The organism is Rufibacter aurantiacus (assembly GCF_017916345.1).
Lineage (GTDB): Bacteria > Bacteroidota > Bacteroidia > Cytophagales > Hymenobacteraceae > Nibribacter > Nibribacter roseolus.
Map to the genome: position 1 here is coordinate 285,517 of NZ_JAFMSV010000004.1, position 23,385 is coordinate 308,901.

22 protein-coding genes are annotated in these 23,385 nt (G+C 53.0%); 8 read left to right on the forward strand and 14 right to left on the reverse strand.

Features of this window, described 5'->3' with window-relative positions:
- Nucleotides 1-126 precede the first annotated feature (126 nt).
- Nucleotides 127-681, forward strand: coding sequence for an Hsp20/alpha crystallin family protein (locus J3P34_RS15990; protein ID WP_246849899.1), 555 nt, complete (start codon nt 127-129; stop codon nt 679-681).
- A 78-nt stretch (nt 682-759) separates the two neighbouring features.
- Here the strand turns inward: J3P34_RS15990 and J3P34_RS15995 are convergent, their stop codons facing one another.
- On the reverse strand, nt 760-993 hold the full coding sequence (locus tag J3P34_RS15995) for a hypothetical protein (RefSeq protein ID WP_210462262.1): 234 nt from the start codon (nt 991-993) through the stop codon (nt 760-762).
- 160 nt (nt 994-1,153) lie between these two features.
- Here J3P34_RS15995 and J3P34_RS16000 point away from each other — a divergent pair, with 160 nt between their 5' ends.
- Entirely contained in the window at nt 1,154-1,924 is a 771-nt protein-coding gene (locus J3P34_RS16000) for a hypothetical protein (RefSeq protein WP_210489652.1), read from the forward strand.
- Nucleotides 1,925-2,031: 107 nt separating this feature from the next.
- On the opposite strand, the gene J3P34_RS16005 is transcribed toward J3P34_RS16000, so the two are convergent.
- Complete coding sequence (locus tag J3P34_RS16005; protein ID WP_210489653.1) at nt 2,032-2,346, reverse strand: SH3 domain-containing protein; 315 nt, start codon at nt 2,344-2,346, stop codon at nt 2,032-2,034.
- Nucleotides 2,347-3,117: 771 nt separating this feature from the next.
- Between J3P34_RS16005 and J3P34_RS16010 the strand changes: the two genes are divergently transcribed.
- The 3 genes from J3P34_RS16010 (at nt 3,118) to J3P34_RS16020 (ending at nt 4,779) form a co-directional block, all read left to right on the forward strand.
- Nucleotides 3,118-3,552, forward strand: a complete 435-nt coding sequence (locus J3P34_RS16010; RefSeq protein WP_210489654.1) for a GNAT family N-acetyltransferase — start codon at nt 3,118-3,120, stop codon at nt 3,550-3,552.
- Nucleotides 3,553-3,686: 134 nt separating this feature from the next.
- Nucleotides 3,687-4,379 carry an alpha/beta fold hydrolase gene (locus J3P34_RS16015; protein ID WP_210489655.1) on the forward strand — a complete coding sequence of 231 codons (693 nt, stop codon included), beginning with the start codon at nt 3,687-3,689 and terminating at the stop codon, nt 4,377-4,379.
- Complete coding sequence (locus J3P34_RS16020) at nt 4,372-4,779, forward strand: septal ring lytic transglycosylase RlpA family protein (protein ID WP_210489656.1); 408 nt, start codon at nt 4,372-4,374, stop codon at nt 4,777-4,779. The genes J3P34_RS16015 and J3P34_RS16020 overlap by 8 nt, the downstream gene beginning before the upstream one ends.
- 601 nt (nt 4,780-5,380) lie before the next feature.
- On the opposite strand, the gene J3P34_RS16025 is transcribed toward J3P34_RS16020, so the two are convergent.
- Entirely contained in the window at nt 5,381-6,313 is a 933-nt protein-coding gene (locus J3P34_RS16025; RefSeq protein WP_210489657.1) for a 1-phosphofructokinase family hexose kinase, read from the reverse strand.
- Nucleotides 6,314-6,534: 221 nt separating this feature from the next.
- Here J3P34_RS16025 and J3P34_RS16030 point away from each other — a divergent pair, with 221 nt between their 5' ends.
- Nucleotides 6,535-7,131, forward strand: a complete 597-nt coding sequence (locus tag J3P34_RS16030) for an RNA polymerase sigma factor (protein ID WP_210489658.1) — start codon at nt 6,535-6,537, stop codon at nt 7,129-7,131.
- An 11-nt stretch (nt 7,132-7,142) separates the two neighbouring features.
- Nucleotides 7,143-8,510 carry a T9SS type A sorting domain-containing protein gene (locus J3P34_RS16035; protein WP_210489659.1) on the forward strand — a complete coding sequence of 456 codons (1,368 nt, stop codon included), beginning with the start codon at nt 7,143-7,145 and terminating at the stop codon, nt 8,508-8,510.
- Nucleotides 8,511-8,577: 67 nt separating this feature from the next.
- Here J3P34_RS16035 and nagA read toward each other — a convergent pair whose 3' ends face one another.
- The 11 genes from nagA to J3P34_RS16090 all read right to left on the reverse strand — a co-directional run bounded on the left by nagA (nt 8,578) and on the right by J3P34_RS16090 (nt 21,827).
- A complete protein-coding gene (nagA, locus tag J3P34_RS16040) occupies nt 8,578-9,729 on the reverse strand; it encodes an N-acetylglucosamine-6-phosphate deacetylase (protein WP_210489660.1) in 1,152 nt (383 codons plus the stop codon).
- A 308-nt stretch (nt 9,730-10,037) separates the two neighbouring features.
- On the reverse strand, nt 10,038-12,473 hold the full coding sequence (locus J3P34_RS16045; protein ID WP_210489661.1) for a TonB-dependent receptor: 2,436 nt from the start codon (nt 12,471-12,473) through the stop codon (nt 10,038-10,040).
- Nucleotides 12,474-13,196: 723 nt separating this feature from the next.
- Nucleotides 13,197-13,907, reverse strand: a complete 711-nt coding sequence (locus J3P34_RS16050) for a DUF4097 family beta strand repeat-containing protein (protein WP_210489662.1) — start codon at nt 13,905-13,907, stop codon at nt 13,197-13,199.
- Nucleotides 13,908-13,939: 32 nt separating this feature from the next.
- Nucleotides 13,940-14,806 carry a DUF4097 family beta strand repeat-containing protein gene (locus J3P34_RS16055; protein WP_246853752.1) on the reverse strand — a complete coding sequence of 289 codons (867 nt, stop codon included), beginning with the start codon at nt 14,804-14,806 and terminating at the stop codon, nt 13,940-13,942.
- 21 nt (nt 14,807-14,827) lie between these two features.
- A complete protein-coding gene (locus J3P34_RS16060) occupies nt 14,828-15,763 on the reverse strand; it encodes a HEAT repeat domain-containing protein (protein ID WP_210489663.1) in 936 nt (311 codons plus the stop codon).
- A complete protein-coding gene (locus J3P34_RS16065) occupies nt 15,753-16,262 on the reverse strand; it encodes an RNA polymerase sigma factor (protein WP_210489665.1) in 510 nt (169 codons plus the stop codon). Before J3P34_RS16065 ends, J3P34_RS16060 begins: the two co-directional genes overlap by 11 nt.
- Nucleotides 16,263-16,477: 215 nt before the next feature.
- Nucleotides 16,478-17,386 (reverse strand): DMT family transporter, encoded by a 909-nt coding sequence (locus tag J3P34_RS16070; protein WP_246853753.1) that lies wholly within the window; start codon nt 17,384-17,386, stop codon nt 16,478-16,480.
- 89 nt (nt 17,387-17,475) lie between these two features.
- Nucleotides 17,476-17,808 (reverse strand): hypothetical protein, encoded by a 333-nt coding sequence (locus J3P34_RS16075; protein ID WP_210489666.1) that lies wholly within the window; start codon nt 17,806-17,808, stop codon nt 17,476-17,478.
- A 76-nt stretch (nt 17,809-17,884) separates the two neighbouring features.
- A complete protein-coding gene (locus J3P34_RS16080) occupies nt 17,885-18,430 on the reverse strand; it encodes a hypothetical protein (protein WP_210489667.1) in 546 nt (181 codons plus the stop codon).
- 22 nt (nt 18,431-18,452) lie between these two features.
- Entirely contained in the window at nt 18,453-20,864 is a 2,412-nt protein-coding gene (locus J3P34_RS16085; protein ID WP_210489668.1) for a penicillin acylase family protein, read from the reverse strand.
- A 525-nt stretch (nt 20,865-21,389) separates the two neighbouring features.
- On the reverse strand, nt 21,390-21,827 hold the full coding sequence (locus J3P34_RS16090; RefSeq protein WP_210489669.1) for a hypothetical protein: 438 nt from the start codon (nt 21,825-21,827) through the stop codon (nt 21,390-21,392).
- A gap of 214 nt (nt 21,828-22,041) precedes the next feature.
- Here J3P34_RS16090 and J3P34_RS16095 point away from each other — a divergent pair, with 214 nt between their 5' ends.
- Nucleotides 22,042-23,367, forward strand: a complete 1,326-nt coding sequence (locus tag J3P34_RS16095) for a M16 family metallopeptidase (protein ID WP_210462294.1) — start codon at nt 22,042-22,044, stop codon at nt 23,365-23,367.
- Nucleotides 23,368-23,385 lie beyond the last annotated feature (18 nt).

Consider the following 23,385-nt stretch of genomic DNA (forward strand, 5'->3'; position numbering starts at 1 on the left):
CCCATTACCGTTTGGGGGCTCCTTTTCTCAAACCCGGCCTAAAACGGCCCTTGTGAACTGATTGAAGCTATTACAAAAGGCAGCCTGGGTCTGCCAAATGTTTCACAATTTAAAGAACTTAAAGCTATGGCCATTCAACGTTTTGGAAGCGGCTTTGACGACATGATGCCGCAGACCTTCAGCAGCATGCTGGACCGATTCTTTAATGATTCTGTGAATAGCCGCGAGCGGCTGAATAGTTTCAGCCCGCAGGTAGACACCTGTGAAACCGAGAAAGGGTATGAAGTGGAAATGTCCCTTCCTGGCCTGAAGAAAGAAGACATTCACCTTGACTTCCATCAAGGTCGTCTTACCATCTCTGGTGAGCGGCGTTTCAACAGGGAGCAGAAAGACAAACGCTACCACCTGGTAGAAAGCCAGTACGGTTCTTTCAGCCGGTCTTTCCAGTTCCCAGACAATGTGAAACCAGAGAACATTGAGGCGGTGTTTGAAAACGGTGTCCTGCACGTGCGGGTGCCTAAAGATGAGCAGAAAACTGCCCGTCACCGCATTGAGGTACGCGAAGGCAGCAACCAGCCTATCCAGATAGAGCAAAACGCCGAGAACCAGGGATCTGACGCCAAGGGAAATACTTCTTCCCGCAAGAAGCAGACATCCATGAACGAGAACGGCAACAAATAAGAAGGCTATGTAAAGCCTCTAAACAGAAAGGCACCACAATTGTGGTGCCTTTCTGTTTATTTATCTGGTGCAAACAGGTTAGCCCTGCTTGCCGGAGCTCATAGCGGCATTGCCGTTGCCGGCGCTATCTGGGATACTGCCCGGGTTGAAGGTACTTCTGGAAGTCTGGCCCGGCGTAGCGGGGGCGTTAGGTCCGCCGCCCGAGATACGGGTAGTGGTTCCCTGTGCGGCAGCGCCTGCCTTGTTCGCCCGCACGTAATACACGGTAATGAACAAAGCGATAATCAATAAAATACACAATGCAATGAACATAGTAGAATCAGGTTAAGTAAAACATAAGGCTTCTCTCTTTTACTTAGTTTTCTGCCTGCTGTTGCGCTTACCGGCTGCTTATTGCAATTGACAGGGGCTTATTGTCTTTTTTTATTTAGCTTTATCATACAGTGTCCACTTTTTTCGTTTACTTTTTGCTATGATAAAAAAATTATATTTCCTGGTTTTCCTTTGCTGGATGGGGGCACAAAGTAGTTGGGCCCAGATCAACAGCACCACCTCGGGGCAACCTTACTTTATAGAATTGCACAACGGGCAACGCGTGTACGCGAGCCGGCTCCAGTTCAAGAGCCCCATCTTCAAACAGAACTTCTTCCTTCTGGATGATTCTCTCAAATATGCCCCGGAAACGGTGAAGTATTTCCAGAGCCAGGAAGGCTTCTTTGCCCGCGTAGACGCTGGGCGACGCTTCAGTAACTTCGCCCAGCGGGAACAGGCCGGGCGCGTGTCTACTTACTTTGTGTACCGCACAGATTACAACTCCTATGGCCCAGGTATTGGCGTAGGCTATGGCGGCTACGGAGGTTACGGCATGGGTGGCTACGGAATGGGAGGCTACGGTTACCCAACGCAGCGCCGCGTGTACTATTTCCAAAAGGAGAATGGCCCGCTGCAGCCCCTCACCTACAAGAACCTGCGCACTGCCCTTTCTGACAACCCGGGCAGCATGGAAAGCCTGCAGGACTACAAACGCGGGCAGAACATCCAGACGGGTATGTACGTGGCGGGTGCGGGCTTAATGGTGGCCGGCATTACGCAGCAGTTCAGAGGCGGCAGTACCAGCGGCAAGATCTCTCCGCTACTGCTCATTGGCGCGGGCGTTTCGCTTATTCCGCAGATCCTGCGGCTGGTGAAAAAAGACCAGCTTGGCGAGGCCATTGACATCTACAACTATACTCCCAAAGAATAGAGACTAAGGTTTGTCCAAAAAGCAGCGGGCCCACTCAAGACTGAGTGGGCCCGCTGCTTTTTGTATGATATAGAGGCGGAAGCTGCCCCAGCCATCATTTCTGCGGCTTAGAGCTTGGCGCTTTTATTGGGGGCGACAGGTGTTTTAGCGGCAGTGGCTTTTTTGGCCTTTTTGGCTTTGAGATAGGAATTCAGCACGTAGCCTGCTTCCCCGTCAATCTGCACCAGAGACCACTCATGGTTTTGTTTCCGCATCACAATGATCTCGTCTTCAGGGCCCAGCAGGCGCATTACCTCTCCGCCTATGCCAGGCTGACGGTACATTTTAACTTTCTCTGTATTCACCCGGCTGGTAGGACCCTGGGCGAAAGATGATACTACTTGCATGCAAACGAGGGCGATAATGAATAATAAACGTTTCATAATTATTTCTTTTAAGTGAGTTAAACTGTTAAAAACAAATCTTTCTATTTTTCATTTTTTGACTTAAACAAACACCTTTTATCAGAAAAAAGGACGTACAGATCCAGGGCATAAAAAATGCCTATTTTGTTAATGTATGTTTCCTATGTATTTGTGTTATATTCTAATAGATGCAGATTCTAAAAGAAGGTTGCTTGCGGATAGCTAATTTTTTTCTTTTTTATTTAAGCTTCAAATCATTCTCTCACAAGTCCTGAAATCCCTTAGCCTATTGGCCGATCATTTGTTCATGTTCTGATTTTACAAGTTGCGTGCCATTAAATAAAACAGCTGATTTACAACTATTTACACACTTAACACCATTCAACATGTGCGATGCCGGACACAACACTATTTGAAATCGTACACTTTGCCAATTCAATCTTTCCAGAATAACTGAAGAAATATTTTTCCCGGTTAATTCAGAAAGTCTGCATGCAGACAAATTTTACTTTGTAAGTATTCATAGCGCAGGGAAAAACCGTGTATCTACATATACAAACATAAAGACCAGCGCCTCTAATTACCTGCTTAATTCAGAACAATTATCTCATCATTTCTGGCTATCAACGGATCAAATATAGAAGGGGTATTCCCTAAAAACCAGGGCACAAATACTAATTAACAGATATTTAACTTTATTGGAATTAAAGGTGAATTCTTTAACATTTTGTTAGCATTTGTTTCACCGCTGGTACGTGCTTCCTATTTTTGCCCCTTATTTGATACCCCATGGCTACACCTTTGCAGATAAGGGAAATAACAGAGTTGGCTGCGATGCTGCAGCAGTTCCCCTTGATCCAGTACCTGAACCCCAACATGGAGCCGGAACGCTATGAAACCCTGTTGCGGCTCATGCTGCCCCAGCAGTACCGTATGGTGGGCGTCTTTGAGGGAGATACCTGCCTGGGCCTCTCGGGATACTGGATGGGCACCAAACTATACAGCGGCAAGTACCTGGAGATAGACAATTTTGTGGTGGATGAACAGTACCGTTCCAAAGGCATTGGCAAAATGCTGGTAGACTGGCTAACCGATGAGGCCTCCAAAAACCAGTGCGAGACCATGATGCTGGATGCCTACGTAGTGAACAACGCCGCCCATAAATTCTATCTCCGCGAGGGCTTCGTGATCAAAGGTTTCCACTTCCTTAAGAGGCTGGCCTAATCCCGAAGGATTTATCCCCAGGAAGAAGTAACCTGGGCCCCAAACCATAGGAATCGTTTAGCGGGTATTTTTACAAAATGGACGGTGAAACAGTAATGTTTGGTCAGAATCTCTAAGAACACTTACCTTACAGTATGGAACCACTGCTTTTATTACACGGCGCCTTGGGGGCCAGAAGCCAGTTTGACCCGCTGCTGCCTCTGCTTCCCGCGCAGGTGCCGGTATACGCTTTGAACTTGCCCGGTCACGGCGGAGAACCCTTCCCTAATGGTCCTTTTACCATTGAGTACTTCGCCCAGCAACTGCTTACCTGGCTGGAGGAACACAACTTGCCTCCCGTTCAGGTGTTTGGCTACAGCATGGGCGGCTACGTGGCCCTGGAGGCGGCTCGGCAGAAACCAGAACGCTTCTCCAGGATCTTCACCCTAGCCACCAAATTCAACTGGACGCCGGAAATTGCCCAGGGTGAAACTGCCAAACTCCGCCCCGAGGTCATCTCAGAGAAAGTACCGGCTTTTGCCCAGACCCTGCAGCAGCGCCACGCTCCCCAGGATTGGGCGCAACTGGTGCGCCACACCGCAGACCTGATGCTAGGCCTGGGCCAAACTCCTATGCTCTCTGTGCAAGAATTAGCCCAGATCAACGTTCCAGTTTGCATAGCTGTAGGCGACAAAGACCAGATGGTTTCCGTAGAAGAATCCCTGGCCGCATACCGGCAGTTGCCCAAGGGGCAGCTGCACGTTTTACCCAACACCAAACATCCGATGGAACAACTTAACTGGCCGTTGTTAGCCAGTGCTTTACAACATTTCTTCTCTTATGCGTAAGCTTACCCATTTATTCCACCACCTCTGCATCTTGCTTTTACTGGCTCTGCTCGCCACCAGCTGCACCACCAAAGCCCCAGCCTTCGGGGAGCGGGGCTACACTGAGAAAGGCAAAGCGTCTTATTATTCAGATAAACTCCGGGGAAACAAAATGGCCAACGGCGACCGCTACAAACCCGGCAAACGCACGGCAGCCCACAAGAAACTACCCTTCGGGACCAAGGTAAAAGTGACTAATCCGCAGAACGGTCGCTCCGTGAAAGTACGCATCACCGACCGCGGCCCGTTTGCACCCGGCCGCATCATAGACCTGTCAAAATCGGCGGCCCGTAAGTTGGATATGGAGAAAAGTGGCATTGTGTCGGTGCAGATGGAGGTAGTGAAGGAAGGGAAGAGGTAATTCTTTTGCTGCTGACGCAGTGTTGCATATGCTTGGTGCTAACTGCGCTGTGGTAAGTTGGCTTACCTACTGTTCTATTGCTTAAATTTTTTGTTGTCGTAGTCCGCTGGTGCTGGTGTGGCTCCGCAGTTTGCGTGGATGCATAAACATTATTGTTTCATCGCTGGGCTCCGTGCGCTCACGGCCGCGAGGCCCCGCCTTCCGGCCTCGCGCTGCGCCAGCTTCCTTTGCTCCCTGGCGGTCGCAATGCCTCCGGCACCGGAACCTGACAAGGCGCTCCACCGAAAGGCTGGAATTGGGAATGCCCTGGCAGGAACGCAACAGACCTCACAATACAGAAAACCTGTGAGGTCTTCTATATTTAGCATGGTTCAAGTCTGTGACTTGGACCCATCATGCGGGCAGTTTGTAACTGCCCTGAGGCGAAAGCCTCAAGTTGTCCCTGCCACGTATTCCGCCGGCGCGAGCTTCCAGCTCGTGTCCGCACGCATACCTGAGAATCTTTCCTGCAACATTTCTTAGCGTTCTATTTAGCCTATAAACATCGTATTATGGCTGATTTATGCAAAACGGCCATAAAGCCAAGCGGTCAAGATCGGAATTACCGCCGGGCCTTCAGCCATTCGTAGATGCTGTCTACATCGGGTTTGCGGCAGAGTTCTGAGCCGGGGGTCATGGTGGCGGCGGTTCCGGCGGCTACGCCGTAGCGAATCACGTCAGACAGGGGCCAGCCTTCCTGCAATTTAAGCACCATGGCCCCTACCATGCTGTCGCCGGCACCTACGGCGCTTTCCTGTTTTACGGTGGGCGGCACCACGTACTCAAATCCTTCCTTAGAGGCCAGCATGGCGCCCCGGGGGCCCAAAGACACCACCAGTACCTGGCTCTTGCCCTCGTTCAACACCTGGGTAGCCAGATCTTCCTGCTCCTGAGAGGAAATCACTTCTTTGCTGGCTAGCGCGGCCAGTTCGTTCAGGTTGGGTTTGAGCAGGTAAATGCCTTTACCCGCCGCTTTCATCAGGGCGGCGCCCGAGGTATCCACTATCAGTTTGAAGCCTTTTTTGTAGGCCAGATCGGCAACGCGGGCATAGAAGTCATCGGGCACACCGGGTGGGTTACTGCCGCTGGCAATCACAAACTCAGGCATCTCTTCCAAGTCCTCCAGCGCCTGAAGCAGTTGCCGCCACTCAGGCTCGGTGACCTGCGGGCCGGGCATGCCAAACCGGTACTCCTGCCGCGAGGAAACCTCAAAGACCACCAGGTTCTCGCGGGTAGACTCCTGGCAGTTGAACCTCCTGAAAGACACCCCTTCGTGATGGAGAAGCTCACCCAGTTTTTCGCCCGTATGTCCGCCGGCCAGAAACCAGGCGCAGGATTCCCCGCCCAGTTTTTTGATGGCCCGGGAAACGTTGATACCGCCGCCGCCCGGCTCAAAAACGGGTTTCTCGCAGCGCAGTTTTTTCTCGGGGGCCACAGACTCTACCCGGGTGCTTTTGTCTATGGCCGGGTTCAGGGTAATGGTGATGATTTTCATAGTGTGGTAGATGGAGGTTTGGCATGGGACCCTTTCCAGAGCGGCAGTCTGTGCAAAGGCAAACGCCACACTGTTTTGGTCCCCATTCTTGAAAAACAGGTTCTAAACGTCTTTTACACCAGCTTTACGGTTATCTTTAGAAAGAAAGTAAAAAAAGATTGCCGCCCCTGCGACTTTTCTGACCTCCGGTGCCACTTACTGCCAAACCAGAGAATAGTCTTATGTCTCAACCGCAAGATCCCAAAAGTAAACAGCAGGCGTTTCTGGCGCTCTATGAGCCGGTGCATGCGCCCTTTGCCCGGTTCTGCCAGGCACGGGTATTCCACAGCGCAGACGCCAAAGACCTCATCAGCGAGACGGTGCTACAGGCCTATGAGCATTTTGATTCGCTTCGGCACAAAGAGGCGTTTCTGCATTTCCTCTTCGGGATAGCGAGCCGACTGCTCAGGAACAAAAGCCGCCGACGCAAGTTCTGGGGCATCTTCAACAGCGAGGAGGCCGAGGAAAAACAGACCGTCTCCGACAATGCGGAACTGGACACCGATGTCCGGCTACTCTACGAGGCCCTGGCCAAACTTCCCGAGGAGCAACGCGAAGCCATTATCCTGTTTGAGATCTCAGGCTTCGCCCTGAAGGAAGTGCAGGAAATCCAGGGATGCAGCCTCTCGGCGGTGAAATCACGCGTGGTGCGGGGCAAGAAACGGCTGGCGCGCCTGCTCAACGACCAGGAAACCCTCCGACTGCTGGAAAGCGAACCCACCGAGGAAGCCCAGTTTGAGAAAATCAGCCCCAGAACGCAGGTAAGTTTAACTTTCTAACCAGAACGCCCATGTCACCATCACATAAAAACCTGAACCAGTATTTTGAGGCCGCCAAAGCGCAGGAGCCGGTGATGCCTCTGGAGGAACTTCAGGAAACTTTAAACCAACTGCCGGCCAGCTCTACCATCGGGAAGCAAACATCGGCGGGAGCCGGGAAAACCACTGCTTTCTGGACCGCCGGCAGCTTGAGCATTGTAGCAGCCCTAGCTTTGCTCTGGAACATGCTGTCCCAGGAACCTGAAGCGGTACAGCCGCCTGTTGTCAAAGAAAGCACAGCCACGGAAACCCAGCTGGATGAGAAGCAGATGGCAAGCCTTGAGCCAATTCAAGCGCAGAATATTGATTCTGCTCGTTTCACTGCCAAGGCCAGTTCTATAAAGAGACTGGTTTCCGCAGCCGGGAGCAACGCAAATGCCATCGCCACCGGCGGCACCAAGATTGAGCCCCGAGAAACTGTAGCGAACAACCAGACCAGCGCGAAAGTATCTGCCAAGCCCGGAAGCATGATCACCAAACCCGGCGAAAAGGTATTTGACCGGATTACTTTGCTGGAATTGCCGCAGGAGACAGAGCAGAAATTGGGCATTCAGATCAATGACCAAGGCATCAGGTATGAAAGGCTGTTCAACGACCCCGCGGAAGGTATGATCCGGCTGGAAGTCACCGTCTATGGAGGGGAACACTCCGTTGGCTTAGGCGATCCTACCCTGGTATTGAGAGACGGAAAGTTTGTGAGAGACAGCAGCAGGCTTTATTTACCGGTGACCAAATTCGTGCCGATGTATATCTCTAACCGAAAAGGGGAACGCCGGGTCATGTACCGCACCGATAGCGAGGACGAGCGCAAGTTTGAACCCGAGTACTTCAACGAGATCGTGAACACACTGATCCCGGTGTTGGTGAAGGCCAATAACAAAGCCAAAGATGAAGCCATTTTCTGGTTCTCAGCCACCCCAGATTTCCTGGCCCAGTTGCCTAAACCTTTGCACCAAGCCATCGCGCAGGAATACCAGCTGCTGGAGGACCAGAAACAAGCCGAAGAATCCTCCATGGCTAAAGTGGGCACAGCTACCCAGCTCAAGTACTTTGAATCAAAGCCCGGCAGTTTGTCTTCTATCCAATATGCGGTGGTATTCCCCAATCCGGTCTCTGAATGGCTGAACCTATCCATGAGCCTGAAGCGGGAGGAAGAGATGCGCGTGAGCCTGGTAGACATCAACGGTAGCCTGGTAAAAACCCTCTCTCCGTACAAGCGCTATGCGGCGGGCTCCGTTACCGAGAAATTCCTGATCAAGGGCACGCCCCGCGGCTTGTACCTGCTCCTAGCCGAGACCAAATCCGGGCATAAACACACCCAGCGCATCATCATTGAGTAACAGATTAGTTAGAATTGACAAATCGTTTAGGGGCTGTTTTATAGAAATCAGCCTCTAAACTCTATGCTTACTTTTGGGCTAAGGTTACCTCCTGCCCATCTACCCATACCTGTTGCAACTGCAGATTCTTGTCCAGCACCACCAGATTGGCAGCCGACCCGGGAAGCAACTGGCCTACTTTGTGCTCCAGTTTCAGGACCTGGGCCGGGTAAAGCGTAGCCATGCGCAGGGCCTCATCCAAGGGCAGACCTACCATGTTCACCGTATTCTGCACGGCCTGCAGCATGGTCAGGGCAGAGCCGGCCAGTCGGCCATCCTCGGTTTCGCAGCGACCGTTGCGGTAATAGGCTTTGAAGTTTCCGAAATCGGTGAAGGGGATATCTGAGCCCACGCAGGCGGCGCAGTCAGAGATGAGAAGGAGTTTCTCGCCCAGCATCTTTTTGGCCAGGCGCACGGCGTAGGGGTGACAGTGCTCGCCGTCCACAATGATGCCGGTCCAGGCCTGACCATAGTCCAGCGTGGCCGCCGCCAGCCCGGGCTGTTTAGTGTCTATCCCGCTCATGGCGTTGTAGAGGTGGGTCACCGCGGTCACCCCGTTCTGGAAGAACTGCATGGCCTGATCATAGGTAGCCAGGCTGTGCCCCGCCGAGAGCACGATCCCGCTTTCCACCAGCCGCTGCAACACGCTTTCTTCCACGCACTCAGGGGCTAAGGTCAGGTAAGTGATCACGTCTTTACCCGCTTCCAGCAGCACGTCCAGTTCCTGGTGAGTGGCCTCCCGGATGCAGGCGGTGTCATGAGCACCGGCTTTCTCCAGATTAAAGAACGGTCCCTCCAGATGCATGCCCAGAAAGGTGCTGGGGCTCTGCTGCATAGCCTCGCGTACGGCCGTGATGGTTTCCAGAATCTTGTCCTGGAACGCCGAGATCACCGTGGGCAGGAGGCTGGTAGTGCCAAACTGCAGATGCGCGTCCCGGATGGTGTTCAGGCTCTCCAGCGTGGGATACTGGGTAAAGTACACTCCGCCACCTCCGTTCACCTGCAAATCCACGAAGCCCGGGCAAATAATGCCGCCTTTGGCATCCAGCACGGTAATGTCACCAGGAAGCTGATCATCGGGCACCAGGCCAATGATATGACCGTCTTCAAACAAAACCGCCTGGTGCTGGAAAATGGTGTGCCCCGAGTAAATGGTGCCGTTGGTAAGAGCGAAGCGCATGAGCCTGAATTTCTATTTTAGGGCAAATTTCAGGAAAACAGCCCGAAAACATTGCAGCCATCCTCTGTTTTTCGCCTCTTTCCTGAAAATAAGCCTCAAAATGGAGGTTAAGCCACAGCTTTCCTGCGGCAAGAAGAATACTGGCCACGAAGGGCTGCCGCGCTCAGCAAAGGCTGCCCCCACAAGATCCTTCCAGGATGACATGCGTGGGGCGCTTTTCACGTCCTTATCAACTTAACACAACCTTCATACAATTACTCATTCTCTCATTCACTCACTCTCTCAACCACTCATTCACTCAATAAACATCACTCTCCCTGCTTCACGTCATCGTTGCGGATGGCTTTCTTCTTGCGCGGTGCTTTACCGGCGCTCTGCTGCCCGAATTTGTAGTCAAAGCTGAGGCGCACGGAGCGGTTGAAGTTGCGGTTCTCGTTGGTCTGGGTGAAGGTGGCGGTGCGGGTCTCGGCGCCGTAGTTGATGGACCTGGTGAACGGGTTGTTCACACCCACGCTCACGCTGCCCTTCTTGTTGAACAGCTCCTTCTTCACAGCCAGGTTGTAGTACTGCCACGAGAGCGCCCGGCCCTGCAGCGTGACCCGGGGCGAGTTGAAGCCGCCGGTAAACTGCGCGCTTACGCCTTTGCCCAGTTCATAGCCGGTAGTCACGTTGAGGTTGTACTGCCAGCCGGTATTCTGGGTGCCCAGGCCCTGCAAACGGTTGTAGTACACGTTCAGGTTGCCGTTGAGGCTTAAGGCAGGCACCGGTTTGGTGGAGCCAGACACGTTGAGTCCGTAGCTCAGCAACTTGCCGGCGTTCTCAAAAGTGTTCTGCGCCACACCCTGGTCTATGCCCAAAGTCACCTGCTGAATGGCGTTGTCTACCTTCCGCAGGTACAAAGCGGTGGTCACGGAACTGGTCTTGAAAAACGTGCTGTAACCCAGTTCATACAAGTGCGTCAGTTCAGGGTCTAGTTTGGGATTGCCGAAAAAGATGCTCTTAGGGTCTCGGTTATCGCGGTAGGGATTCAGCAGGAAAATATGCGGCCGCTGGATGCGCTGCGTGTAGCTAACCTTAAGCGTGTGGTTTTCCTTCAGCGTGCGTGACAGCGTGACGTTGGGAATGAGGTTGCCGTAGGTTTCATCCAGAAAGGTGTTGGTACTGGTAAAATCGCCTTTGAGGCGGGTCTGCTCATAGCGGGCACCGGTTTTCAGAGAATACTTGCCCAGCGTAAGACCATAGGAAAGATAACCGGCTACCACATCCTGATGGTAATTGAACATGTTCTCCTCGGGCGCGGCCTGGTTCTCCAGCGGGTACCGGATATCATACCGGGCATTGCTCTCGGCGCGGCGGAGGATGGTTTTAACTCCTGCCTCCAGCGTGGATTTGTTTGAGAACGGATGGCTGTAATCTGCCTGGAAGGTAAGCTCGCGATTGCTGTTCTGGTTAGTGTTGCGCTGCAGGTAGAATAGCTGGTCCTCACTGTTGAAGCGATCCTGGTTCACGAAGTTGTCGTGGTTTGACTGGCTGAACTGCGCCAAAAGCGTGAGTTCCTGCTGCGGCTTGAAAATGTGCGTGTAGTCCAGGTTGACATCGGTGCCCAAGGGTATGAACTGGTAATCATTGGTGTTGCGGATGTACGGCAACGCGCCCGGCTGATCTGTGGTGGTTTCCTGCGCGCTGTTGCCCTGGTAACGCCCGGTATTCATTTGCAGGCCCACGGAGAACAGGTTCATGGAATCCAGGTCATAGTCCAGGCCCAACTGCAGGGAACCGCCGCCGCCGTGCACCCGTCCATCACCGGTCTGAATGGTAATGATGTCGCCACCCTCAGCCACCTCGCGGCGGTACATGCCGTAGCCTTTGGGCACCGAGTACTTGAAACTGCCCAGGTTCAGGTTTAAGCCAACTTTGCCCCGCCGCGCGCTCAGATTGGTGAAAGCGCTGCTGTTCTGGGTGCCCACCGTAAAACCCGCGCTGCCATTCAGGCCGGGCATCGCGTTCTTTTTGGTGATGATGTTGATGATACCAGCCGTGCCCTCGGCATCGTATTTCGCCGATGGACTGGTAATCACCTCCACGCTTTTGATCATCTCAGCCGGAATCTGTTTGAGGGCATCAGCGAGGCTGGTAGCCATAATGGTAGAGGCTTTGTTGTTGATGAGCACCCGCACATTGGCGGAGCCCCGCAACTGCACGTTGCCGTCCACATCCACTGAGAGCGAGGGCACTTTCTTGAGTACATCGGCGGCGTTTCCACCCGTGTTCGTGATATCCTGGTCAGCGTTGTACACCAGGCGGTCCACCTTATCTTCCACCAGCGGCTTCTGCCCCACCACCGTTACCTCCTGCAGCTTGTTCACTGCCGGACTCAGCATCACGCGCCCCACTTCCACCTCTTCATCTGTCACAGAAACCTCCCTGATGCTTTTGACCTGGTACCCGACAAAACTGAACGTAAGCTGATACACTCCCGCGGGCACTTTGCTGAATGAGAATCGGCCCCGTTCATCGGTTAAGGTGCCGTCTACAGACACGTTGCTGTCTTTACGCAACAGCGCTACCGTGGCGTATTCCACCGGCTTCCCTGATACAGAATCTATTAGTACGCCAGAGATTTTACCGATGCCTTTAGCGTGAGTACTGGAGAGAGCTAGGGAGGCATTCTGAGCCCAGCCAACCATGGTGCAGTTGAGGCAAAGGCATAGCAGTCCCATCAAAAAGAGGGCTCTTTTTTTCATAGCAATATTGGATAAAATGGGAGGATAGAAAGGAAGTGGTGCGCTGAGTGAGCAACCGCGGTTTGGTATCAGATCAGACCCGCCAGAGAACGGAAAAGGCGGAAACGGAGTGATTGGTATTTGATTCAGAAGAACGTTTCAGGGCTGTTTTCCAGGAAATGGGGCTAAAACTGAGTTGCTTAAGCGGGAAGCAGGATGTTCTTGTGGCGACTTGGAATGATTCTCCTGCTAGTTAATGTAGGGGCAATCCCTTGTGGTTACCCTTGCTTTTGCCATCGCAATTCAGGTTGTTAACCTTTTAAATACGATTCCTGATCGTCCCCCTTTGAAGGGGGTAGGGGATGACAAGACCGTGAAAAGAACCATCTGCACCAGCCATGAAACGATTCATAATCATTCTCGGGAATGCCATGACCCGCACGAGCAATCATCCCCCTACCCCCTTCAAAGGGGGACATCCGGGTAGCGCATCTATCTCTTAGTTGACCTCAGCTGTTCTCAGCCGTTTTTGGTGTTATCAATAACAACCAGGACTACGGCTCTGCCAGCGTTAAGGGCAACCACAAGGGATTGCCCCTACAAATCGGTAGATGAAAACACTCCTCTCCAGAGCTGCGCTCGCTGCCTCAAACTCCCGTTTGGGCAATCCTCAAGGAGAGAATTGGCGATAGTAGAAATTTTTGTTTAGGAGCTGATTTCTGGGAAACGGCCCCTAAACGGGAGTTAATTTTTCCGGCGGAAGTAGACGTTGTTGCTGATGGACTCCAGCTTGATGTTGGCGCCTCCGTCTTTCACTTTGCCTTGAAGCTGGTAGCCTACTATGGGTGCTTCCTGCTTCTTGTTGGCCAGGGCAATGTCCAGGTCTGAGTACACCTCGCCGGTGATGGTTTTGAGGGAGACGGCGGCGCCCTGTTGGGTGGGCCAGTCCATGTCTACGAAACCGCTGATGGATTTGGCGTTCACGGTGCCCCGCAGGCCGCGGAGTTCCAGGTCGCCGTTGATGGTTTCCAGGGTGAGGTTGGCGTCGCGGGGCAGGAAGATCTCGTAGTCAATGCGGGTGCAAGCTTTGTTTTTCAGCACCCCCTTAGAGTAATTCCCGAAGGTGGCAGACGATCCTTCAGGGCAATCACCGGCGAAGGTGCTGTTCTCCATGAGTTTCTCGTCCAGATCAGCGGTGACGTTGAGCTGGTCTTTGCCGGGTGTAAAGGTGAGCAGCATGGCCTGATTCAGTTGGCCGCCGTTGATCTCGTAAGTCACTTTCACGTAGGCTTCTTTTTTATCCCAGGCGGTTACCTTCACTTCGTCTCCGAACTTGAGGTTCAGGTGCACTTTGTTAGAGGCGGGCATAGCCATGGTCTTCTCCACCGTTTTTTTTTGGGCATGGAGGTTCCCTATACCCCACAGCAGCAGGGCTACAAGTAACAGATTTTTCATAAGAGGAGTTGGTTTTAGAGTACCTAGAAGGTTTATTTTTTCTTCCGGATAAAGATGTCGCTGGAAATGGACTGCACGCTAATTTCTACGCCACCGCCGTTGACTTTACCGGCAATGTCTCCGCCGCCGCCCACGATGGCTAAATCTTCATCCCCGTCTTTGCCTTTTTTCCGCTGCATATCCATGTCAAAATCGGTGTAGATCTCGCCTTGCATGGATCTGAGTTTGAAATTGGCTTTGTCTTTGGCCGGCAAGGTGATGTCAATATCGCCGCTCACGGTAGAGATGGCGCTGGGCTTACTCTGGGCAAGCGAGGAGAAAACTACTTTGATGGAGCCGTTGGTGTTATTGGCCACCACGGGTCCGGAGATGTTGTTTAAAGAGACCTCTGAGTTGTTCAGTTTCAGTTCCACCTCTCCGTCTACATCTGAGATGGAGATATCGCCCCCTTCCCAGTTGGTTTCTTTGTACACCACGGCGGCATTTTTAGGGATTCTGATCACGTACTCGGCGTCTATGCGGGAGGCTTTGGTGATGGTGACGGTGTTGCCGCTTTTGTTTACCCCCAGCCCCAGTTTGGTGTTGTCCTCCACCTGGTTGTAGAGCGGTTTTAGGCCCTCAGCGCGTTTGGGCGGGGCGCTGTAATCCTTTGTCTCAATCACGACCTCATCGCCGGAGTAGCCTACAATTTTCACGTTGCTGTTGAACATGGAAAGTTGCACACGGGCGTCTTTGCCGTTGCCCAGTTTCACCTTGTAGGTGCGCAGTTCGGCTTTGCCGGGACCATCCTGTGCTCCGATTATATTTGATGAAATAGGAGCGGCGGTTGCTTTCTCTGAGACAAGGCAGTTCCCGGTGAGCATGAGCAGGGCCCATGCCAGTACAATTGGTTTTTTCATGGAAGTAGAGTTAATGCGTGACTAGATAAGGGTTCCAAGGCCCTCTTGTGCTTTGTATTTTACAATAGGTAAAAGGTCTTCTTTGTGCATGAGTCGTTCCAGCTGGGGCACCGCGGTAGCCTCCTTCAGTTTCACCACCATCTCAATGAGGGTGAGCTGCATGAGCGGTTCGGTCTGGGTACCCAGGGCGTGGATGAACGCTTTCCGGACCTCTTTGTGGTCTTTGAACTGGTAAAGCGCCTCGCAGGCAGCCAGCCGCACATTGAGGTTACCGTCATGGTTCATGGTTTTCACCAGCAGCTTGATGATCTTCTTGCTTTCCTGCTCGGTAAGCCCTTCGGTTTTGAGGCCCTGGGTTACCAGTTGCAGCCGATCGCTCGCCGATGAACTGACAGCTGAGGTTCTGGCGGTCAACACATGCCTTACCGGTTGTTTCCTGGCTGGAAGGTAAGTTTCTCTCTCAGGCGCAGGGTTGATGCTTACTGTAGCGGCATCATTCTGCATCGGGCTTTCTTCCTGCCGATAAGTTTCCACCGTTTGCTGAGGCTCCTGGGTTTTCGGCTGCAGTGCTACAGTCTCCGTAGGGTTTGCCGGCATTGAATCATTCTGTCTGAAGTAATTTCCGGCCCAGAAAGCCACGATGAGCAAACTAATGCTGGCGGCTATCTGCCAAACGTAAGTCCTGAAGAAGCTATCTTTTTTCTTATCTTGAGGCGCCGCACCAGCAGCCATGGCCGGATTCTCTATTTTCTCAAAGAGCCAGTCATCGGCCAGGAATCTGTCCATCTGCACGGCTTGCTCCTGGGCATAGAACTGGAACTGCACGGCGTGCGGCTTCAAGGTGTCTGGCAGCAATTTGGTCTTCCGGAAGAAGTCCTTCAGTTGGTCTTCTTCTTCTAAAGACGTGTCGCCGTTGTAGTATTTCTCCAGTAAGGTTTCTACCTGCTCAAACTGCATAGTTTTCCATCTTTAAAAGTCCGTCTCGCACACTTTTGCGGGCCCTGCTCAGCGCCACCCTGATGGCGTTGACGTTGATGCCCGTTACCTGTTCAATCTCATCATAGCCGTAACCCTCTACATCGCGCAGGTGCAGAATTAGGCGCTGCTGCTCTGGCAGAAGATTCACCAGTTCCAGCACCTTGTTTACCTGATCGGTTTGCTCATAGCGCTGATAGGGGTTCACTTCCAGCGAGTCCAGTTCCATGTCCACCACGTCTACCATGTGCTTGTTTTTGCGGCCCTTAAGCTTGTCAAGGCACAGGTTTTTGGTGATGCTCATGGCGAAGGCCTCAATGCTGGCGTAGGCGTGGAGCTTGTGTTTGTTGGACCAGAGTTTCAGGAAAACATCCTGCAAGATATCCTCAGCCTCCTCCTTGTTCTGCAACAGGAAGAGCGCCATTCTGTACAGCTTCTGCTTAGCCGGGAGTACCTTGGTTTTAAACTCTTGTAAGTCCATTCATTAACAGAGACGACTGAGGAAGGAAGTCATTACAGGGTTTTCAAAATAAATTTTGAAAAAGTTCTGAGTCTTGAGTTCTGAGTCCTGAGTTAGATGGAAAGTAGCTGTTTTAAGCCGATTTTGAGAAAAACAGGGCAGAAACATCAAGCCGGACGAGGGAGTAGTTGAAATTAGTAAAAATTGACTCAGGACTCAAGACTTAGAACTCAGGACTACTTAAAGAGGATAATCAGCACGGAGCCCGCCACCATGATCACGGCGCCCAGCGTTTTCTTGAGGATGTCTGTTTCCTGGAATAATCTATAGCCCAGCCCGATGCTCACCAGTGTGGACAACTGGAACAGCGACAGCGCGTAGCCCACCGGCATCTGCTCAAACACATAGTTGGTGGTGAATTGCATGAGCCCTATACAGAAGACCAGCAACACATACCGCTTCAGCTTGGACCTAATGAACTCCTGCTTGAACCCCTGCCGGTGCGCAGAGCTCCATAACGTGACCACCGCTGAGAATAAGGCCCCAAACCAGCACCAGCTGATAAAGGAGACCGTAGGCGAGGAATACAGAATAGTCTTTTTGATGAACACCGCCTCCACTGCCGCAAATACCATGGCCCAGATGCGGAACTGGATGCTGGGCTGCCGCAAAAGCCTCCAGGAGAACTTCTCCTCGGTAGTGTCCAGCACGAAATAGCTGCCACCAATAATAAGCGCAATCCCCAAAATGCCCCAGCCGTTGGGGAACTCCCGCAGCAGCACCATGCTGGCCAGCAAACCAATCACCGATTTATAGGCGTTGATAGGCCCCAGCACCGACAAGTCTCCGCTTTGCAAGGCCCGCACCAGGAACCCATTTCCCAACGCCCCAAACAGCCCCACCAGAAGCGAATAACCCCAGAAGCCCATCGGTAAGGCCAGCCAGTCAACCCCAGCAGCCGGGAAAAGACACAGGAGGCTCAACAGGAAATACGTATTGAAATTGACCAGCAAAGGCAAGCTACCCGCCGTGGTGAGCTGCTTCTGGAAAACATTGGCCAGAGGATTTGAAAGGATTCTGAGTAAAACGGCTAAAAAGGTCAAATCAATGGGGGTAAACGAGGCAGCAAGTTCAGTACGCTGCAAAGGAAAGATAAAAGGTCAATTCACCAGAATACTGGCAAATGGGGGTACTTCTTTCTGCCTCTTTTTTGAAAAACAGCCTCAGAACAAGCTTACGCCCACAGCCGTCGCACCAGGTAACCAGACAAAGCACTGAGCCCGCCTACCACCCCGCCAATGACCACCGTAACCACCAGCAGAATCCAGGGAGAGTTCACAGTGAGCATGGCGGCCACGCGGTGACTTAGAAGGCCATCGGTGACCACGTGCCAGAACAGCGCCGCCCCCAGCCAGGCCAACCCAATCGCCCCGAAGCCCGCCAGAAAAGCCTGCCCGCCGTAACGCGCCTTCCAAAACGCCACCGCAAAACAAACCAGCGCCAGGCTCCACCACGGCAGAAAGAACTGTGCTACAAGGCTGAGGAGAAGAATAAGGAGGAAGAGCATGGTTAGTTTTTCTTTAAACCTTAAAGGTTGGTTTCGTTACCGGGCTACATTTTAGAAAACAGGCAAAAACTGGTAGTTAACTCCAATAACAGCCATGTGTACTTTTTAACTTCCAGACAGTTCCCTCTCTTTCATAAACATACAGACATGCTTCGGCGCATAAACTTCCACAAAGGAAGTATTTCCAGAACATTACTTTGTTCATATCCTTAGAAAAGAGCGGAATGGTCATTTGGTAGGAATCCATCCTAGAGGAAATCCGTATTCCTTTCTTGAAGCTGGTTTCCCATTTAGCTTTCTTTTCAGATTCATATTGCTGCACTAAAAAGTCAATGTCTTCTTCATTGAAGGTTTTTGACTCCTTAAAAAATTCTTCGAACCTTTTTCTGAATTCCAAGGAACCATCCATATCAAACATGCTCGTTTGAGCTTTCTTCCAGCTAACGACTCGCTTGTAAATCTTTTTACTTCCTGTAAACCACCTCTCATTGTACTTGGGGGTATTTGTCACCTCCCAATCCACAAACTGCAAGATTGCTGAATCAGGGATAACGGAGCTGTAAGTCTGACAATAACACAGGGCTGGGCAAAGGACTAGAAACAGCAGAATAACTCTTTTCATTTTTTTCAAGCTGAATAGCCAATCATTTTTTCCCATTCATGACCCACACCACATTTGTCTGTTCCTTTCTATCATTGGCTGAGCGCAGAAACAATAATGGATGCAGTTTGCCGACCTGCCAGTCATTGAGCAGATTGTCATAGAAGCGGCTGGCGGGGTTGCCGCTCTGCCCGCCGGGGTACACGCCCCAAGCCTGAATCTGCGGTCCCATCTGCACCACCATGCGCCAGGACGGGCCGTGGCTGCCGTTAAGTGCGTTGATGGAGTTGGCGCTGCCCCCGGTGAACAGCTGGTGCTCAAAACCAGGCAACTGGGCCATGTGCCGGATGTAGGAATCGCGGGCATTGCCCCAGAGCCATTGTTCGCCACCCACGCCCAGGCTATCGGCTACTTCTTTGAAGGTGGCGTTCACCAGCATGGGCAGAGTTTCTTTCTGCGGGGTGTTTACGTCATCGTACCAGCGGCTTCTGGGCACCTGCTGGATCATCTGCACCAGACGGTCGCGGGCGGGCGCTTTATAAGTCTCCGGCGGAAAATCATCGCTCCAGATGGCGCGGGCCAGGGTCTGCCACCAGTTCTCAAAAAGCGAGGGCGCTATCTTATCGGGGTTAAAGCGGTAGTCCCAGGAAGCCAGCAGTTGATACGCCTTTTTCTGGGTAGCCGAGAGTGAGTCTTGGTTGACCAGTTTGAGCATGGTGGGCAGCACGTTCTGCGGCACGAAGCTGTAGTTGTCCATCTGCATGAGCCGGAAGGAATCTGGCGTGGCCTGGGTCATGGCCGAGAGGCGCTGGTGGATGCGGGCGCTGCGTTCATACCCGGCAAAGCTGGAGCCCAGGTAATACGGGTAATCTTTGGGGCTCACCGGCGTCTGGTTCGCGGAGCTCACGAAGCCGCGCTTGGGGTTAAAGACCTGCGGCACCTGCTCCATGGGAATCCAGCCCTGCCAGTCATGCGCGGGATTGGAGCCGTCCAGCAGGTACTTGCCCTGGTCTGGCCACTTCAAGGGAAACTGCCCGTTAGAGACGATAGCGATGTTCTGGGAATCGGCGTAGACGAAGTTGAAGGCCGGAGCCGCCCAGGTAGTCAAAGCATTTCGGAACTGCGGATAATCCTTAGCCCGATTCACCAGAATCAGCGTTCGCAGTTCATTCTGCGGATCATGGGCAATCCAGCGCAGCGCGTGCCCAATGGGCGTGCTCCCGGCCCTAAAGGCTTTCTCATGCGGCAGATAAGCCACTGGCCCATGGTGCGTGTACAGGACCGTATCCAGGATGGTCTTCCCGCCTTTCACCTTGATTCTCTCCACTACCCGGCGCACCGGTTTCCATTGGTTATCGTGCCAGTACTGCTGCCGCTTGCCGTCTTTGAACTTGATCTGGTACCAGTCCAGGACATCGGCGCCCACGTTGGTCATGCCCCAGGCTATGCGCTCATTGAACCCGATGCCCACCCCCGGTGCCCCCGGAATGATGACCCCGTACGTATTGATGCCCGGCGCGTGCAACTGCACCACGTGCCAGATAGAGGGCAGACTCAGGTTCAGGTGCGGGTCTGAGGCCAGCAGCGGGTACCCGTTAGCGGTTTTGGCGCCAGTCACGGCCCAGTTGTTGCTGCCCAGGTTCTCGGGCTTCTGGCGCTCCAGGGTATGAGAAGCTGCGGCCGCCATGAAATCTTCGGGGGTAGGTGGAATGGGAAGCGGCGTGAAATCTGGTTTGCTGCCCAAGGGCACAATAGGTTCCTCGTGGAAAGGATAATCCGGGAAAAGGTCCTGGGTGATTTCCGGCCCGTACTTGCGCAGGTTGTTCGTCATGCGCAGGTCATCTGAGTACCCGGTCATGTCATAGGCCAGCATCTTGAGCAGCAGCGCAATCTTTAGCGTGGTCCAGGGCTCAGGCTTGTAATGCAGCAGTTTGTACTCAAAGGGATACTCATGCGGCGACAGTTGCGCGATATAGGCGTTCACCCCGGCGGTATAAGCCTCCATCACAGCCCGACTCTGCGGATCGGCCTGCATCTTGGCCAGGGATTTCTTCGCGGCGGTCACCATGCCTATCCGGCGCTGGTAGCGGTCCATCTCCAGGGTCCGGTTCCCAATGATCTCAGACAATCGGCCAGCCGCCGCGTGCGTCATGAACTCCATCTGCCACAGCCGGTCTTTGGCCGTGAGGTAGCCTTGGGCATAGTACAGGTCATGGTCGTTCTGCGCGAAGATGTGCGGCACCCGCAAAGAATCGAACCTCACCTGCACCGGGGCCCGCAAGCCTTGCAGCGCCAGTTCCTCAGATTCGAAATCTCCATCGGTGCCGCTGCGCCAAAATCCTTCATAAGGGCTCAGGAACGGACCCAGGGCCGGCACCACGCCGTACGTGCGGTTGAGGCCATAGATGACAAGGAGGGTCAGGGAAACAGCAAGAATGGCTTTGATCCATTTCATAGAGGCAGGAGGCAGCGGTGGATTGTTCCTGTAAGATAGTTTCTTCTCCAAGCAATGGCAAGCCGATGAGGGTTAAGTGCCTTGCAGGGGTTCTGTTTTAAGGGTGTTTTCTGGGAAAATGGGCTTGAAACGGAATGCGCATAGCGCCAGGAACGGAATGCAAGATACGCCAATCAGGAGATTGGCTGTCCGGGAGTGACGTAGTCTGAAGACTACGCACAACAGCGGTTGTAGAGGCAATTCCTTGTAGTTGCCCTTTCCGAATCAAACTATTGCGCTGGCGCGAGCGTCCCGCTCGTGTCCGCACGCATACCAGATTCTCTTTTGCCCATCAGTAAGACAATGTTCAGGAATGTGTGGACACGAGCGGGGCTCGCGCCAGCAGGAATTGCCGCAGAATCAGAAACTGTGGATCTGATAACCTGGAGACAAGGCGATGCCTGGTCTCTACCATGGCATTATACCAACAGGCACAAAAAAGCCGGAGGGTTTCTCCGGCTTCTAGGCTTTCATTAGATGAATCTATTAGATGTCGCCGGGGGTTTTGATGCGGCGCGGTGCGCCTTGGCCACCGCCGCCCTGGCCTCTTTCCAGTTGCTCAGCCAGGATCTTGGCGAATTTCTCCTGTTGCTCCGGAGTTAGGATGGCGTTGATTTCCAGGGCGCGTTTCTGGGCTTCGGCCTGCATGGCGGCACGGTCAGGGCGTCCGCCGGCGGCGCGCATTTTGTCCATCTCCTGGGCCGAGGACAGCACGATAGCTTTGATTTTGACGCTCTGCTCTGGGGTGAGTTCCAGTTGCTTCTCATAGCGCTGAAGTTGCATCAGGGCCCGCTCCTCAGAGGTTAGTCTGGCACGACCTTGGCCTTGCTGACTGCCCTGGGTGCCCTGGGCAAACGCCGAGGTGCCGGCTAAGAGAGCGATGAACAGAAACGCGAGCTTGGTTAAATTTTGCAGGGTTTTCATACTATAGTTTCGCTTTGGTTGGTTAAGAGATTAGAGACAATTGAGTGCCTTTGGTTTAATGGTCAATCAAAAAAGATGAACTATCTGGAAGGCAATCAGGCATATGGAACGGTTTGTAAAAAAATTGCCTTAATTTTAAGGATGTTTTCTGGAAACCAAGCCAAAAACGCGCCATACTTCCCAAACGACCCTTTTTATTTTTAACGCTTTTTGAATGAAACGTAAAATTTTGAGTATCCTGTTGCTGGGTGCCAGCTTAACGGCGGCCGCACAAAGTAACAAAATTGAGTTCACGGAGTACGACCTGCCCAACGGTCTGCACGTGATTCTGCACCAGGACAAAACCACGCCCACGGTAGCCGTGACCATGATGTACCACGTGGGTTCCAAGAACGAGAACGCTGACCGCACCGGTTTCGCGCATTTCTTTGAGCATTTAATGTTTGAAGGCTCAGAGAACGTGGAGCGCGGCAAGTACATCAACATGATTCAGAGCGCGGGTGGGGCCGTGAACGCCAACACCTCCTTTGACCGCACCTACTACTACCAGATTCTGCCGTCTAACCAGCTGGCCCTGGGCCTCTGGATGGAAGCTGACCGATTGCGCGCCGCCAAAATTGACCAGCAGGGCATTGAGACGCAGCGCCAGGTAGTGAAAGAAGAAAAAAAGCAGCGCATTGACAACCAACCCTACGGCACTTTGCTGGAGAACACCTTCGCCACGGCGTACTCGGTGCATCCGTACCGCTGGGTGCCCATCGGGTCTGCGCAGTACATAGACCGGGCCTCGGCCAGAGAGTTTGAGCAGTTCTACAAGACGTTCTACGTGCCCAACAACGCTACCCTCACTATTGCCGGCGACCTGGACATCAACCAGACCAAAGCCTGGGTGGAGCAGTATTTCGCCAATATCCCCAAAGGCACCAACAACATCCCGCGCCCAACCGTGGTGGAACCCGCGCAGATTGAGGAAGGCCGCAAAGTGGTGTTTGACAACATCCAGTTGCCGGCGGTGGTGCAGGCCTACCACATCCCGGCGCAGGGTACTGAAGATTCCTACGCCATCAACATGCTTACTACGCTGCTGGCCGGCGGACCTAGCTCCCGTTTGAACAAGGCGCTGGTAGACAAGCAGCAGAAAGCGGTGACCGTGGCTTCCATTCCCATGCCGCTGGAAGACCCGGGATTGTTCATCAACCTGGCCATCGCTAACATGGGTGTAGACGTGCATGACCTGGAGCGGGCCATGGACGTTGAGATTGACCGCGTGAAGAACGAGACCATCTCTGACCAGGAGTTCCAGAAGCTGCGCAACCAGATGGAGACCGACTACATCAGTAGCATCTCTACCCTGGAAGGCCGCACCGAGAAACTGGCTTCTTACCACGCGCTGTATGGCAACACCAACCTCATCAACACCGAGCTGGACAAGATCCTGGCCGTGACCAAAGATGACCTCATGCGGGTAGCCAAAAAGTATTTGACCAAAGAAAACCGGGCCGTGCTGCATTATTTGCCTAAAGCAACCCAAGCCAGATAAGCCTTGTTTTCTTTTCCT

Coding starts and splice junctions, on each gene's coding strand:
- J3P34_RS16085 (WP_210489668.1), bottom strand. CDS start 20,864: ATGAAATGGATCAAAGCCATTCTTGCTGTTTCCCTGACCCTCCTTGTC.
- J3P34_RS16095 (WP_210462294.1), top strand. CDS start 22,042: ATGAAACGTAAAATTTTGAGTATCCTGTTGCTGGGTGCCAGCTTAACG.
- J3P34_RS16035 (WP_210489659.1), top strand. CDS start 7,143: ATGTCACCATCACATAAAAACCTGAACCAGTATTTTGAGGCCGCCAAA.
- J3P34_RS16090 (WP_210489669.1), bottom strand. CDS start 21,827: ATGAAAACCCTGCAAAATTTAACCAAGCTCGCGTTTCTGTTCATCGCT.
- nagA (WP_210489660.1), bottom strand. CDS start 9,729: ATGCGCTTCGCTCTTACCAACGGCACCATTTACTCGGGGCACACCATT.
- J3P34_RS16005 (WP_210489653.1), bottom strand. CDS start 2,346: ATGAAACGTTTATTATTCATTATCGCCCTCGTTTGCATGCAAGTAGTA.
- J3P34_RS16020 (WP_210489656.1), top strand. CDS start 4,372: ATGCGTAAGCTTACCCATTTATTCCACCACCTCTGCATCTTGCTTTTA.
- J3P34_RS16050 (WP_210489662.1), bottom strand. CDS start 13,907: ATGAAAAATCTGTTACTTGTAGCCCTGCTGCTGTGGGGTATAGGGAAC.
- J3P34_RS16030 (WP_210489658.1), top strand. CDS start 6,535: ATGTCTCAACCGCAAGATCCCAAAAGTAAACAGCAGGCGTTTCTGGCG.
- J3P34_RS16075 (WP_210489666.1), bottom strand. CDS start 17,808: ATGCTCTTCCTCCTTATTCTTCTCCTCAGCCTTGTAGCACAGTTCTTT.
- J3P34_RS16065 (WP_210489665.1), bottom strand. CDS start 16,262: ATGGACTTACAAGAGTTTAAAACCAAGGTACTCCCGGCTAAGCAGAAG.
- J3P34_RS16025 (WP_210489657.1), bottom strand. CDS start 6,313: ATGAAAATCATCACCATTACCCTGAACCCGGCCATAGACAAAAGCACC.
- J3P34_RS16080 (WP_210489667.1), bottom strand. CDS start 18,430: ATGAAAAGAGTTATTCTGCTGTTTCTAGTCCTTTGCCCAGCCCTGTGT.
- J3P34_RS16010 (WP_210489654.1), top strand. CDS start 3,118: ATGGCTACACCTTTGCAGATAAGGGAAATAACAGAGTTGGCTGCGATG.
- J3P34_RS16045 (WP_210489661.1), bottom strand. CDS start 12,473: ATGAAAAAAAGAGCCCTCTTTTTGATGGGACTGCTATGCCTTTGCCTC.
- J3P34_RS16015 (WP_210489655.1), top strand. CDS start 3,687: ATGGAACCACTGCTTTTATTACACGGCGCCTTGGGGGCCAGAAGCCAG.
- J3P34_RS16060 (WP_210489663.1), bottom strand. CDS start 15,763: ATGCAGTTTGAGCAGGTAGAAACCTTACTGGAGAAATACTACAACGGC.
- J3P34_RS15990 (WP_246849899.1), top strand. CDS start 127: ATGGCCATTCAACGTTTTGGAAGCGGCTTTGACGACATGATGCCGCAG.
- J3P34_RS16055 (WP_246853752.1), bottom strand. CDS start 14,806: ATGAAAAAACCAATTGTACTGGCATGGGCCCTGCTCATGCTCACCGGG.
- J3P34_RS15995 (WP_210462262.1), bottom strand. CDS start 993: ATGTTCATTGCATTGTGTATTTTATTGATTATCGCTTTGTTCATTACC.
- J3P34_RS16000 (WP_210489652.1), top strand. CDS start 1,154: ATGATAAAAAAATTATATTTCCTGGTTTTCCTTTGCTGGATGGGGGCA.